General features: G+C 47.5%; 15 protein-coding genes. 10 read left to right on the plus strand and 5 right to left on the minus strand.

Features of this window, described 5'->3' with window-relative positions; genetic code table 11:
- The first annotated feature begins 31 nt into the window (after positions 1 to 31).
- On the plus strand, positions 32 to 853 hold the full coding sequence (locus tag IT233_09710; protein MCC7302908.1) for a ZIP family metal transporter: 822 nt from the start codon (positions 32 to 34) through the stop codon (positions 851 to 853).
- A gap of 30 nt (positions 854 to 883) precedes the next feature.
- Entirely contained in the window at positions 884 to 1,333 is a 450-nt protein-coding gene (gene smpB, locus IT233_09715; GenBank protein MCC7302909.1) for an SsrA-binding protein SmpB, read from the plus strand.
- Positions 1,334 to 1,417: 84 nt separating this feature from the next.
- On the opposite strand, the gene IT233_09720 is transcribed toward smpB, so the two are convergent.
- Both IT233_09720 and IT233_09725 read right to left on the minus strand, forming a co-directional pair.
- Entirely contained in the window at positions 1,418 to 2,326 is a 909-nt protein-coding gene (locus IT233_09720) for a hypothetical protein (protein ID MCC7302910.1), read from the minus strand.
- Between the two features lie 111 nt (positions 2,327 to 2,437).
- Positions 2,438 to 3,082 carry a protein-L-isoaspartate(D-aspartate) O-methyltransferase gene (locus IT233_09725; GenBank protein ID MCC7302911.1) on the minus strand — a complete coding sequence of 215 codons (645 nt, stop codon included), beginning with the start codon at positions 3,080 to 3,082 and terminating at the stop codon, positions 2,438 to 2,440.
- A gap of 86 nt (positions 3,083 to 3,168) precedes the next feature.
- On the opposite strand from IT233_09725, the gene IT233_09730 reads away from it, so the two are divergent.
- The 6 genes from IT233_09730 (at position 3,169) to IT233_09755 (ending at position 9,350) form a co-directional block, all read left to right on the plus strand.
- Complete coding sequence (locus IT233_09730; protein MCC7302912.1) at positions 3,169 to 4,182, plus strand: Gfo/Idh/MocA family oxidoreductase; 1,014 nt, start codon at positions 3,169 to 3,171, stop codon at positions 4,180 to 4,182.
- A gap of 63 nt (positions 4,183 to 4,245) precedes the next feature.
- A complete protein-coding gene (locus IT233_09735) occupies positions 4,246 to 5,058 on the plus strand; it encodes a hypothetical protein (GenBank protein ID MCC7302913.1) in 813 nt (270 codons plus the stop codon).
- A 2-nt stretch (positions 5,059 to 5,060) separates the two neighbouring features.
- On the plus strand, positions 5,061 to 6,482 hold the full coding sequence (locus IT233_09740) for a sugar transferase (GenBank protein MCC7302914.1): 1,422 nt from the start codon (positions 5,061 to 5,063) through the stop codon (positions 6,480 to 6,482).
- Positions 6,483 to 6,506: 24 nt separating this feature from the next.
- Entirely contained in the window at positions 6,507 to 7,670 is a 1,164-nt protein-coding gene (locus IT233_09745; GenBank protein MCC7302915.1) for a hypothetical protein, read from the plus strand.
- The gene (locus tag IT233_09750) at positions 7,667 to 9,043 is read left to right on the plus strand and encodes a right-handed parallel beta-helix repeat-containing protein (protein ID MCC7302916.1); all 1,377 of its coding nucleotides are present in this window, start codon (positions 7,667 to 7,669) and stop codon (positions 9,041 to 9,043) included. Before IT233_09745 ends, IT233_09750 begins: the two co-directional genes overlap by 4 nt.
- A gap of 73 nt (positions 9,044 to 9,116) precedes the next feature.
- Positions 9,117 to 9,350, plus strand: coding sequence for a DUF465 domain-containing protein (locus tag IT233_09755; protein ID MCC7302917.1), 234 nt, complete (start codon positions 9,117 to 9,119; stop codon positions 9,348 to 9,350).
- Between the two features lies 1 nt (position 9,351).
- Here the strand turns inward: IT233_09755 and rfaD are convergent, their stop codons facing one another.
- The 3 genes from rfaD to mqnB are packed head-to-tail and all read right to left on the minus strand — an operon-like array spanning position 9,352 to position 11,786.
- A complete protein-coding gene (gene rfaD, locus IT233_09760; protein MCC7302918.1) occupies positions 9,352 to 10,317 on the minus strand; it encodes an ADP-glyceromanno-heptose 6-epimerase in 966 nt (321 codons plus the stop codon).
- A gap of 15 nt (positions 10,318 to 10,332) precedes the next feature.
- Entirely contained in the window at positions 10,333 to 11,169 is an 837-nt protein-coding gene (locus tag IT233_09765) for a 1,4-dihydroxy-6-naphthoate synthase (protein ID MCC7302919.1), read from the minus strand.
- Positions 11,166 to 11,786, minus strand: coding sequence for a futalosine hydrolase (gene mqnB / locus IT233_09770; protein ID MCC7302920.1), 621 nt, complete (start codon positions 11,784 to 11,786; stop codon positions 11,166 to 11,168). Before mqnB ends, IT233_09765 begins: the two co-directional genes overlap by 4 nt.
- Before the next feature lie 40 nt (positions 11,787 to 11,826).
- Here mqnB and IT233_09775 point away from each other — a divergent pair, with 40 nt between their 5' ends.
- Both IT233_09775 and folE read left to right on the plus strand, forming a co-directional pair.
- Complete coding sequence (locus tag IT233_09775) at positions 11,827 to 12,240, plus strand: 6-carboxytetrahydropterin synthase (GenBank protein ID MCC7302921.1); 414 nt, start codon at positions 11,827 to 11,829, stop codon at positions 12,238 to 12,240.
- Positions 12,237 to 12,824 (plus strand): GTP cyclohydrolase I FolE, encoded by a 588-nt coding sequence (folE, locus tag IT233_09780; protein ID MCC7302922.1) that lies wholly within the window; start codon positions 12,237 to 12,239, stop codon positions 12,822 to 12,824. The genes IT233_09775 and folE overlap by 4 nt, the downstream gene beginning before the upstream one ends.
- Position 12,825 lies beyond the last annotated feature (1 nt).

Raw genomic sequence — 12,825 nt, forward strand, 5'->3', positions numbered from 1 at the left:
TTCTCTTCTTTGAGCGCGCTAAAATTCAGTTATGCAGAACATTATTGACTTTTTCCAGAACATTCATCCGGTTCTGGCCGCCCTTATAGCCACACTTTTTACGTGGGGCATGACTGCATTGGGCGCCGCGCTGGTGTTTTTCTTCAAAACCCTCCACAGGCGAACACTTGATACCATGCTGGGCTTCACAGGAGGTGTGATGGTGGCGGCCAGCTTCTGGTCTTTGCTTTCTCCGGCCATAGAATTGTCGGAGGGTAAAGCAGTGCCCAGCTGGTTCCCGCCCGCAGTCGGGTTTCTCTCAGGCGCCTTATTCCTTTTTGCCCTTGATAAAGTAATTCCGCACCTTCATATTAACTTTAAACATGAAGAGAGCGAAGGGCTAAAAACAAACTGGCACCGTACCATATTGCTTGTGCTGGCTATCACGCTTCACAATATTCCGGAAGGACTTGCGGTGGGAGTAGCGTTCGGTGCAGCTGCCGCAGGAATGGACGGATTTACCGTGGCAGGTGCCATTGCGCTCGCTATTGGTATCGGCATTCAAAACCTACCGGAAGGTACCGCCGTTGCCGTTCCATTGCGAAGAGAGGGTCTGGGGAGATTCCGCAGCTTCTGGTGGGGGCAATTATCCGCCGTGGTGGAACCAGTGGCAGGAGTGCTGGGTGCAGTGGCTGTGATCTACATGCAGCCGATCCTTCCATATGCCCTCGCCTTTGCTGCCGGAGCAATGATTTATGTGGTGGTGGAAGAAGTAATCCCGGAAACACAACGTGATAAGTACACAGATTGGGCAACGATGGGATTTATTGGAGGATTTTTGGTGATGATGATTCTGGATGTGGGATTAGGTTGAATAATCTGTTAAACAGATCGAAACAAAAAATTGTCGGAAGAGATAAATATAAAAAACAAAAGAGCAGGATTCGAATATTCCTTCCTGGATAAGTTCATTGCCGGTATTCAGCTGACGGGGACGGAGATAAAGAGCATCAGGCTGGGAAAAGCAAGCATAACCGAAGCCTATTGTTTAGTGGAAAAAGGAGAGGTGAAGGTGCGGAATATGCAGATAGAGGAATACGACAAGGGAGGGCATTACAATCATCAGCCCCGCCGCGACCGGAAGTTACTGCTGAACGCAAACGAAATAAAAAAGATCAGCAACACGCTGAAGGATCAGGGAGTTGCTGTGATCCCATTACGACTCTTCATTAACGAGAAGGGTCTGGCTAAGCTGGAAATTTCCCTAGCCAAGGGAAAGAAAATACACGATAAGCGGGAAAGCATTAAGGAGCGGGAAGTGAAGAGAGAGCTGGATCGGAGGAGGAAAAAGTAGTAGTGGTGATGATGATGGGAGGGGTATAATAAACAAACCCCGAAGATTTCTCTCCGGGGTTTGTTTCAAATAAAATGGTATTGACTAGAAGTGCAGGTTCAGACGCAGGGAAGCATTTCCTGTTCCGAAAGCATTCTGGTCAACGTCAATAACAAAAGCTGAGCTCTTGCCAGTTTCAGTGGTAACGGTTCCAACAGTGGGGGTAACACCACCTACTGTTTCGTAGCTGGAAGTTCCTCCTCCGCTCTTGGAGAATCCAAGACCCCATCCGAATTCACCAGCGATGGAGATTTTCGGGAAGATGAAGTACTCAGCTCCGATGAAACCACGAACGCCGAAACCAATGGTTGAACCACTCTTGAATTCGGTACCCCTTGCTCCCAAAGGTCCTGCAGTAACAACACCAGGAGCGAAGTTTGCGAAATCAAGCGTACCCCAGTCTGTAGACTCCGGAGTAGTAGTGGTGCTGGCCGTGTTAGTCGGAGACATAACGTTACCATACTCATAGGCTGCTTTGTAAGAATTCATCCAAATGAGCAGGTCCGCTCCGTACACACCCTGAAGACGGGTTTTTCCGCGGCGCATTTCCATACCTCCGCCGAGTCCGACAAAGGTTCCACCCATTTTCAGCTTATCTTCCACCACATCCACAGTGGGGAAAGTTGCAGTGCTGAAATCCTTGCCAACCAGATTGGTGTATGAATGATTATGCATACCCAGGCGAATTGTGGCACGATAGGCGGTCTTCTCGTCCTTGAACATTTTTCCTGTGATAATCAGATTGTTGTTCAGGAAGTTCCACGTAGGAGAGTTGTTTGAGGTGTTTCCATTGAGGGCATTCCCCAAGAAGTCCAGAAGCGGGGTCGCCTCAATACTCACGCACCAGTCATCTGTTTCAGGAAGATAGGGTTCACCCTTCTTCGAAGTCAGATCCTGTGCAAATGCCGAGGACGCAGCAAAGGCCACGGCAAGAACAAGCATTGTTTTTTTCATAGTTTTTTGTGTTGGTTTATTGTTTGGATTTGATTCCGGCTCAAAATTAAGCAATTAGTGTGCCTGAACATGTTATTAACAATCCTATGGTTTTCAACAGCAAATTGTTAATTACCTGGCTTTCTCCGATAGCATTGGCACAAACTTGAAGGCACCCATACTCTTTATATTAAACTGATTATCAGCCACTTTAGTGTATACCTTCATGTCCTGTACGGCCCCCTCTCCCACGGGAATGACCAATATTCCGCCCACCACCAATTGTTTCAACAAATCTTCCGGCACATAGGGAGCGCCTGCCGTTACCAGAATCCGGTCGAAGGGGGCAAACCGGGGAAGGCCTAAATATCCGTCACCGTAAAAGAAATGCGCCCGGTAGCCCATTTCCGGAAGAAACAGCTTTGTTTTATCGAAGAGCAGCTTCTGGCGTTCAATAGTGTAAACCCTGGCTCCCATTTCCAGCAGTATGCAGGTCTGATAGCCTGATCCGGTGCCGATCTCCAACACCTTCAGGCCCGGATCTACTTGCAGGAGCTGGGTTTGGTAGGCCACGGTATAGGGCTGGGAAATAGTTTGTCCCGCCCCTATTGGAAAAGCCTTGTCCTGGTACGCATGTTCCAGAAGGGCATTATCGAAGAAGTAATGCCGGGGCACTTTCTCAATGGCCTTTAGCACTTCATCATCGCGTATTCCTTTCACACGCAGTTCCTTCACTAATGCCCTGCGCAATCCCTGATGCTTAAATGTGTCCTTCAACTCGTTCATTTCTAAGTACAAAACTGATAAAATCGGGCTATTTGAAAGCATCCAAAAAGGGTTACTTTTGCACACCCTGCTGTTGAATGGCAAACCGTGTAAAAATAGGGCTTCTGGGTGCAGGTCACCTTGGAAAGATCCATCTCAAGTGCATCCGTGAGGTAACGGACATGGAATTGGTGGGTTTTCACGATTCGGATCCTGCGGTGGCGGAAAACGTTGCAGCGGAATACGGTGCCCGGGCTTTCGAAAGCGCGGATGCGCTCATCGAAGCATCCGATGCTGTTGACATTGTGACTCCCACCCTGCACCACTATAACCTGGCCTGCAGGGCGATTAAAAAATCAAGGCACGTTTTTATTGAGAAACCCATTACAGAAACGGTTGAAGAAGCCAGGGCACTTCTTTCTCTGGCAAAGGAAGCTCAGGTAAAAGTGCAGGTTGGGCATGTGGAACGGTTCAACCCGGCCTACCTGGCGGCCCGGGATTACTTCACGCATCCGTTATTTATTGAAACGCACCGTCTGGCGCAATTCAATCCACGGGGAACCGATGTATCTGTAGTATTAGATCTTATGATCCATGATATTGATATTGTACTGAGCATTGTAAAATCCAATATACGGAAGATCTCGGCCAGCGGGGTGTCTGTTGTAAGTGATAGTCCGGACATTACAAACGCCCGCATAGAATTTGACAATGGTGCTGTAGCGAATCTTACGGCCAGCCGGATTTCCATGAAGAATATGAGAAAGACCAGGGTGTTTCAGAAAGACGCCTATATATCTCTCGATTTTTTAGAAAAATCTCTGAACATCATCCGACTCAGCGAGGTAGAAGGAGAACCTGATCCTTTGGCCGTAATCATAGAGCCGGGACCCGGAAAAAAGCCCAAGCAGATATGGTTTGAGAATCCGAAAACCGAACCTGTAAACGCCATTCGACTTGAACTGGAGGCCTTTTCAAAAGCAGTGCTGAACGATACACCCACCCCGGTATCCCCGGAGGATGGTCTGGCAGCCCTGGAAGTGGCGCATAAGATCATAGAAAAAATCCGTCTGAACAGCGATTTCAGCCCGGAACCAACAATATCCCGCTGATCTTATCGTTTTCAATTTACCCCCATTCCGTCTATGCCCTACTTGCTTCGAATTCTCTGTTTTTTGCTCATACCCCTATTGCAGGGTTGTTCATTGTTCGATAAAGATGAACCCGTTCCTGCATATATCTCTATTCCGGCCATTCAACTTACAACTGATTATCCCAACCAGGGTAGCAGTTCCCACAAAATAGTTGACGCCTGGGTGTATGTGGACAATAATCCGGTGGGCACTTTTGAACTTCCGGCCAAATTTCCGGTTATCGCCACTGACGGCACACATAAGATCACGATCTACGCAGGGATCAAAATGAACGGCATTTCCACGCTGCGTATAAAGTATCCTTTTTATGATGAATACACAGGTGACCATGTACTTACTGCAGGACAGGTTACCACCATTACTCCCACCGTTGCTTACACCTCCTCCTCCACCTTTCCCTGGAGAGAAGATTTTGAATCCGCAGGTCACACCTTTATTGACACATTTACTATTGCCCGACTCACCCAGGTAACAGATGTGGTATTCGAAGGAAATAAAAGCGGGCATGTGCATCTGAATACCGACACCTTCGCCTGTGAGCTTAGAAGTGCACCATTGCTAACCGTGCCCGCGGGCGGACGTGCTGTATTTCTTGAACTGAATTATAAATGCAGTCATTCCTTTAATGTGGGCATTGTGAATTCCAACCTGGAACACCTGATATCGCTGGTTGTGAATAAAAGTGAAAACTGGAACAAGATTTATATCAATCTTACGGGCGAGATCAATTACCCGCCCGCTACTACGAATCCGAAGATCTACCTGACGATGATGAAACCTTCGAATATAAGTACGGCGGATTTCTGGTTTGACAATGTGAAGCTGGTGTACTGAGCATGAATAAAAAGATACAGGTTGCAAAGTATGTCTTCTCTGACCTGGTTGCGGCCGGTACCGCATGGACCTGTTTTTATCTTTTCAGGAAATACTATATCGAATCTGAAAAGTTCGGAGTTGCCGTAGAGCCTGACTTTTCTCTGCGCTTCTGGCTGGGTCTGGCAATCATTCCGCTCTTCTGGCTCGTTTTTTACGCTGCCGCAGGCCACTACAAGTCGATTTACCGTAAATCTCGCCTGAAAGAGCTGGGTGGTACGCTTCTCGTGTCGCTGCTGGGTGTGATTCTGATTTTCTTTGTTTTAATTCTCGACGACCAGATTGCCTCCTATCGCTCCTACTACCAGTCGTTTATCGCATTGTTTATAATGCATTTCACACTTACCCTGCTCTTCCGTCTGGTACTTACTACAATAACCGTTCACCGTGTTCACCGGCGGGAGATCGGGTTTCCCACGCTGCTTGTGGGAAGTAACCTTAACGCACTGAAACTCTACCAGGAAATGGAGTCCGCTCCGAAATCATCAGGCAATAAATTCGTCGGATTCGTTCATGTAGATGAAAAAAACGGTTATTCCCATGAGTTAAAAGCATCCATTCCTCATTTAGGTGAGCTCACAGAAATCGGGAGTATTATCCGGAAGAATCACGTGGAAGAGGTAATCATTGCTATAGAGTCTTCCGAACACGATTCGCTCTGGAAGATCATCAATGAAGTAGATCGTCCGGGGGTGATGATCAAGGTGATTCCGGACATGTATGACATACTTTCCGGTTCTGTTAAAATGTCTTCCATATTCGGAGCGGCACTGATTGAAATTAATCTGGCCATCATGCCGGCGTGGCAGCAGAATCTCAAACGCCTGTTCGACATTCTCATTTCCGCAATTTTTCTTACCGTATTTGCGCCGGTATATTTTTTCCTTGCACTTGCGGTCAAGTTATCTTCGAGGGGTCCTGTGCTTTATTCCCACGAACGGATAGGGCTGCATGGTAAACCATTCTTTATACATAAATTCCGTTCCATGTATGTGGATGCAGAAAAGAACGGTCCTGCTCTTTCCCGCAAAGATGATCCCCGGATCACAACACTGGGGCGATTCCTGCGCAAATCAAGGATGGATGAATTACCCCAATTCTGGAACGTGCTCAGGGGAGAAATGAGCATAGTGGGTCCACGCCCTGAAAGGCAGTTTTTTATTGACCAGATTCTGCAGAAGGCACGGCATTATAAACACCTCCATAAAGTTCGGCCGGGTATCACGTCCTGGGGTCAGGTGAAATACGGTTATGCAGAGAATGTGGATCAGATGGTGGAACGACTTAAGTATGATATTATTTACCTCGAAAACATGTCCTTCGCCGTTGATCTGAAAATCATTATTTACACGGTACTGATCGTCTTTCAGGGCAGAGGCAAATAGAATTTGCCGTATTTTTACCACCCTATGCCCCGGGTTTCAGCCTATCTTTTTTTGTGGATCATCCCCCTATTCCTTTCTGGAAACTCCGGCGACACCGAGAAACTCACACCCACGTTTTCCAAAATCACTAAAAAGTACGACCGTAAATACAATGATCTGGCCAGGTACCTTGCCGCCATGCCGGAGGAAAAGGGTTGTGTTTTGGATAAGCGATTACTGACACATCCCGGATGGAAAACATATTGCGACACGGCAAATGCAGACTGGGATAGTTATTACGCCGAACGAATCCTTCCGCTGAGAGAATGGGCCTATGATGAGATCGGAGAACTCAATTCCAGGCGCTTTAAATTCTTTTATCCCTTCTCCGGGCCGGACATACTTCACGGAAACATGTTTTTCCGGAATGCAGACACTACCATTATGTTCGGACTGGAACCGGTAGGGAAAGTGCCATTGCTTAAGACCTCCAGCAGCGACTCTATTGACCGGTACATCCGCATTATCCAGCATTCTCTTCATGCTATTCTGAATTATAGTTTTTTCCGTACGCTTTCAATGAAACAAGACCTGAGAGTTGAGCAAACAGGAGGCACTCTCCCGTTGCTAATGCTCTTTCTTGCACGTACCGGGAACCGGGTACTGGACGTGAAAGGAGTTTTCATTGATAAGGAAGGGAAAATGCAATTTCACGATCTGGAAAATGCGAAAAAATTAAAAGTGCCGGGGGTCGAAATCACGTATTGCCAGAGCGACAGTACGCATGAAAGCAAGCTCTATTATTTCAGCGCTGATATATCGAACAAGGGACTTCATTACAACCACCCGGAGTTCCACACCTATCTCAAGGGGATGGGACCCGTTTATACATTCATTAAATCTGCTTCCTACCTGATGTACAATGATAATTTTTCTTCCGTCAGGAACCTGATCCTCGGCCAGTCACTTATTATTCTGCAGGATGATTCGGGAATCCCCCACTCTGCCTTTCAGAAAAACGGATTTGATTATACAATGTACGGGATGTACAATGGTACCATCTCGTTGTTCAGCAGCAAATACCAAACCAGTCTGTATAAATCATATCAAAGCCAGAAAGAGAAGGTTAAGCCGCTCTCCTTTGGCATCGGATATAAATATAAACCGGGGGAGTCGAATCTGGTTCTTTACCGAAAACTAAAAACATGAAACACATTTACCTGATTGCCATTCTGCTCATGAAAGGAATTTCATGCTTTTCCACTGTCTGGCAGGTAGGTCCGAGTCAGACGTATACCATGCCCAGTCAGGTTTCCGGACTTGTTGGCAATGGTGACACGGTTGATATTGATGCCGGAGTGTACTTTCAGGATGTTTGCGGATGGTATGCAAACAACCTCCTTCTGCGCTGTTCGAACGGGATGGCGCACATGAAAGCGAATTTCACCGGTTATCAGGGCAAGGCCATCTGGGTGATCGGGGGCAACAACGTAAAAGTGAGCCATATCGAGTTTTCAGAATGTGCTGTTCCCAGTCAGAACGGAGCGGGCATACGGCAGGAGGGGATGGATCTTACCGTAGAGAATTGTTATTTCCATGATAACGAGAACGGGATCCTGGCGGGAACAGTTGCCAACAGCACCATTATTATCCGTGATACTGAATTTGCCCGGAATGGGTTTGGAGACGGGCTCACGCACAATCTCTATATCAATAACATTGATACGCTCATTTTCGAGCACAACTATTCCCACCATGCCAACATCGGCCACGAACTGAAGAGTAGGGCGCATGTTAATATCATTCGATACAGTCGCTTCAGCAATGAAGCCACCGGAAATGCAAGCAGGGAAATTGATCTGCCTAATGGGGGCCTTGCGTTCCTGATCGGCAATGTGATTCACCAGGGGCCCAACGGCACCAACGGTAACATGGTGGGTTATGGTCTGGAAGGACTCAATAATCCCACCCCGCATGAATTATTTATGGTGAACAACACCCTCGTGAATGAACGACCCACCGGGAGTTTTCTGCAATTCAACTCTGGCACGGCCTTTTTCAAAGGGTACAACAACATTTTTTCCGGTATCGGAAATTATGTAAGCGGAAGTTTTCCAGTAAGCATTGATACACTTGACAACTGGAGGGTTACCAGTCTCACCGCTCCTCTTTTTCAGAACTACTCCGTCTACGATTATCATATTCTGAATCCCTCATCAGCAGCCATCTTTAACGGAACACTTGCAGGAACAGCCTATTCGCTTTCGCTGGATCCAACCTTCGAATACGCCTTCCCCGGAAGTATCCTTCCCCGCTGCCTTGTGAGTGACCCTACACTTGGAGCCTTTGAATATTGCCTGGTTGGCATTGATCCGGAAACCGTTATCAACCCACCATTGTATTGTGCCTCTGCAGGCTTGTTAACTCTCCTTACCGGCATAGAAGATCTGATGATCTATGATCTTCGCGGAGCACTGCTGGTGCACCGCGCAAAAACCCTCACAGGGGAGTCGATTCCCATGCCACGGGGCCTTTACATCGTGTCAAGTCAACATGGAAGGGTGAAGGTTTTCATACCCTGACCAACATCTCCGGAAGAACTGACCCCCATCAGTGGATTAACCCGCTCCCAGCCTGACCTTGCAAAAAAAAGCCATGCAGAAACATCATGATATTTTGCACGAATTCCCGGAGCACAAGCAAAAGATACACGATTTGAAAGTGAGCAATCATCACTTTCGCAAATTATTTGATGAATATCACGAGGTAGATCATCATATACACCGGATTGAGACCCAGTCGGAGGCCACTACGGACGAGCACCTCAATGACCTAAGGATGAAGAGAGTCCACCTGAAAGATCAGCTCTTCAAATTCCTTAAGTCTTAGCTTAATAGTACTTTTTCCCGATGAGGTAATTCCGGACGTAATCTGCAACCCCGTCCTCGAGGGAGTGAAAGGGCAGGTTATACCCGATGCCTCTTAATTTTTCCATTTTTGCTTCCGTAAAGTATTGATACTTATCACGGATATCTGCAGGCGTATCAATGAATTCAATTTGGGGCTCCTTCCTTACCCCTTTAAAAACATTTCCTACAAGATCCAGAAAGGTTCGGGCCTTGCCGGAGCCGAGGTTATAAATCGCTGAGTTCTTCCTGTGCTGGAGAAGAAACAAACAAACTGCCGTAACATCCTTCACATAAACAAAGTCGCGAAGCTGTTCGCCATCCTTGTAGCCTTCTTTATGGGAACGGAATAATCTCACATATCCCCTTTCCTGTATCTGATTGCAGGCATGAAAGATCACGGAAGCCATCCGGCCTTTATGGTATTCATTGGGGCCATACACATTAAAGAATTTCAACCCAGCCCAAAACGAAGGTGTTCGTTGTTGCTGCAATACCCATTTATCAAACTCATTTTTAGAATCTCCGTAAGGATTGAGGGGCTTTAAGGAAGGGATCAGTGAATGGTCATCGGCATATCCAAACTCTCCCGCACCGTACGTAGCGGCAGAAGAAGCATAAACGAGCGGGATGCCGAATTCTGTGCAGCAATTCCAGACGTCTTTTGAATAATTAAGGTTCAGCTCATCAAACACTGATCTGTTGAATTCGGTTGTGTCTGTACGGGCGCCAATATGAAATACGAATTGGACAAACCGCTGATTGGTCACCAGCCATTGCAGGAAATCTTTTCGTTCTACTTTCCGCGAAAAGCTCTTCCCTTCAAGATTTGGGATTTTTGTAAGCGCCGAAAAATCATCTACCAGGATCAGGTCCTTAAAGTTTTTTTCGTTCAAGGCCTGAACCAGACAGCTTCCGATGAACCCTGCGGCTCCTGTTACTACGATCATGGTGCAAAGATAAATCTAACTTAACAAGTAATCCGCCGGAATATCGCGAATCTGGCCCGACTCTTTGGCTTTGCGAAAAAGGATCTCCACAGCCCTGCGACCGGCTGGTCCGAGATCAATACTATATTCATTAACATACAGCGCAATATGTTGCTTCATCACATTCTCGTCCATCTCCTGTGCATGTTTTTTTATGAATGGCATGGCACCATCCGGGTCTGAAAATGCTCTTCTCACGCTGCTGCGGATGAGATCGTCGATCTTTAAAGCCCATTCCCGGGGGAGTTTCCGTGATACCACTATTCCTCCCAAGGGGATCGGTGCCGCGGTTTCTGTTTCCCACCATTCCCCGAGATCGATCACCTTTTTTAATCCGCGTTTTTCATAAGTAAACCTGTTTTCATGTATGAGAACTCCCGCATCCACTTCACCCTTTAATACCGCATTTTCGATGGATGAAAACAACATGGGTTCCTTGCGCGCCGCGCCGGGAAATCGCAGGCTGAAAAGAAAGTTGGCGGTGGTGAGGCGTCCTGGTATAGCCACCGTTAGATTGCCGGCCTGAATTTCACTAACTGTCATTTCCCGCTTCGACACCAGCAATGGTCCGCAACCCGTTCCGAGTGCAGAGCCTGCATTCAGCAGGTAATATTTCATGGCCAGCTGGGTAAATGCCGCGTAACTCAGCTTTGTAACCATAAGGGAGCCTGCAGCTGCGAGCCGGTTCAGGGTTTCCACATCTTCAATGACCGGTTCTATCTCGAGACCGGAAAGTTCCAGCTTGCCGTTTACCAGCGCATCAAAAATAAAACAATCGTTGGGGCAGGGTGAGAAACCTAATGTAATCTTCATAAAGCAGAGGTGAGGATTTCCAGAACTTTCTTCTGGAGATTATCAATGGCACTATCCAGTTTCCACGCCTGCCTGTTCCTCCGCTCCACACGATTAGAGATGGCGCGAACCTGGGCGCATGGAAGGCGGAAAGCGTTACACACTTTGAAGAAGGCAGCACCTTCCATGCTCTCCACGAAGGGATGGAGCCTTCCGAACACTTTATCAATACTGAGCTCATTCCCATGCACCGTGTTTACAGTAATCCCGGTAACGCGGGGAAGTTTATCCAGCACCGGATTACTGAATTCCTGTAAAGGCTGAACGGCAGCCTCTCCCAATCCCATTTCGTCCAGACTCAAAAACTGCTCTCCGTCTTCCGCACCCAGCTCTGAAAAATTATCTTTCACCACATTAACCACATCCCCCACCCGGATGTCACTGAAGAAACTGCCCGCAACACCCACATTCAATGCGGCATCGAAAGTGGAAAGAGAAAGCATCCTCGTCAGTTCCATTGCCATGGCAGTCATCCCCACTCCGGTTTCGAGGAAAACCACGTTTTTTTTCAGCGTCTGTACCGTCGTCGGCAGCGAAGATACCTCCGCAGGAGTGGCAGTAACGATCAGAATCCTCATGCTTCAAATGTAACCCAAAACCTATTACCTTTACTTTCCCATGGTTTATTTGACCCGGCGAGAAACCTTTAACGCAGCGCACAGACTGTACCGGCCCGAATGGAGTGCGGAGCAAAATGACGCTGCCTTCGGCAAATGCGCAAACCCGAACTGGCACGGACACAATTACATCCTGCATGTCACTGTCAAGGGGGAAATAGACCCCGGAACAGGATACTTCATTAACCTGAAGGATCTGAGCCAGCTGATCCGGACGGAAGTCATTGAAAAGCTGGATCATAAGAACATTAACCTGGAGGTGGATTTCATGAAAGGGAAAATGGCCTCCGCTGAAGTGCTGGCCGTTTCCATCTGGGAGGTATTGGATGCGCCTGTCAGAAACCGGGGAGGATTGCTTCACTCTGTCCGCATCCAGGAGACAGAAAACAACAGTGTTGAATATTTTGGCAGATGAGTAAGAAAAAAACTGAAAAGAACAGCACAGTCTCGCTGGCGAGGCACTATGAAGATGTTCTCCGGCTGATCGGAGAGGATCCGAAACGGGAAGGACTGGTAAAAACACCCGAGCGAGTGGCTAAAGCACTGCAATTTCTCACACAGGGATACCAGCAAAATCCCAAGGATATCCTGCGCTCTGCCCTTTTTAAAGATCCTTATCAGCAAATGGTACTTGTGAAGGATATAGAGCTTTATTCCCTGTGCGAGCATCACTTGCTTCCCTTCATTGGTAAGGTGCATGTGGCCTATATTCCGAATGGAACGATTGTTGGGCTCAGCAAGATTCCCCGTGTGGTAGAGGCTTTTGCACGCAGGCTTCAGGTGCAGGAGCGCTTGACTTACGAGATCCGCGATAGTCTTCATGAAACCCTGCGCCCCCTGGGGGTGGCTGTGGTCATAGAGGCGGCCCACCTTTGCATGCAGATGCGAGGGGTTCAGAAACAAAACTCGGTAACCACCACTTCTGCGTTTACAGGACAGTTTCTTGAAGACGCTACACGGAAGGAATTTATTTCATTGATAGCACATAAACTACACTGAT

The organism is Bacteroidia bacterium (assembly GCA_020852255.1).
Taxonomy (GTDB): Bacteria; Bacteroidota; Bacteroidia; order JADZBD01; family JADZBD01; genus JADZBD01.

Bases quoted from the DNA above. Each gene is read 5' to 3' on its own strand.
- IT233_09710 (MCC7302908.1), top strand. From the start codon at position 32: ATGCAGAACATTATTGACTTTTTCCAGAACATTCATCCGGTTCTGGCC.
- IT233_09720 (MCC7302910.1), bottom strand. From the start codon at position 2,326: ATGAAAAAAACAATGCTTGTTCTTGCCGTGGCCTTTGCTGCGTCCTCG.
- IT233_09730 (MCC7302912.1), top strand. From the start codon at position 3,169: ATGGCAAACCGTGTAAAAATAGGGCTTCTGGGTGCAGGTCACCTTGGA.
- IT233_09740 (MCC7302914.1), top strand. From the start codon at position 5,061: ATGAATAAAAAGATACAGGTTGCAAAGTATGTCTTCTCTGACCTGGTT.
- IT233_09745 (MCC7302915.1), top strand. From the start codon at position 6,507: ATGCCCCGGGTTTCAGCCTATCTTTTTTTGTGGATCATCCCCCTATTC.
- IT233_09750 (MCC7302916.1), top strand. From the start codon at position 7,667: ATGAAACACATTTACCTGATTGCCATTCTGCTCATGAAAGGAATTTCA.
- IT233_09755 (MCC7302917.1), top strand. From the start codon at position 9,117: ATGCAGAAACATCATGATATTTTGCACGAATTCCCGGAGCACAAGCAA.
- rfaD (MCC7302918.1), bottom strand. From the start codon at position 10,317: ATGATCGTAGTAACAGGAGCCGCAGGGTTCATCGGAAGCTGTCTGGTT.
- IT233_09765 (MCC7302919.1), bottom strand. From the start codon at position 11,169: ATGAAGATTACATTAGGTTTCTCACCCTGCCCCAACGATTGTTTTATT.
- mqnB (MCC7302920.1), bottom strand. From the start codon at position 11,786: ATGAGGATTCTGATCGTTACTGCCACTCCTGCGGAGGTATCTTCGCTG.
- IT233_09775 (MCC7302921.1), top strand. From the start codon at position 11,827: ATGGTTTATTTGACCCGGCGAGAAACCTTTAACGCAGCGCACAGACTG.
- folE (MCC7302922.1), top strand. From the start codon at position 12,237: ATGAGTAAGAAAAAAACTGAAAAGAACAGCACAGTCTCGCTGGCGAGG.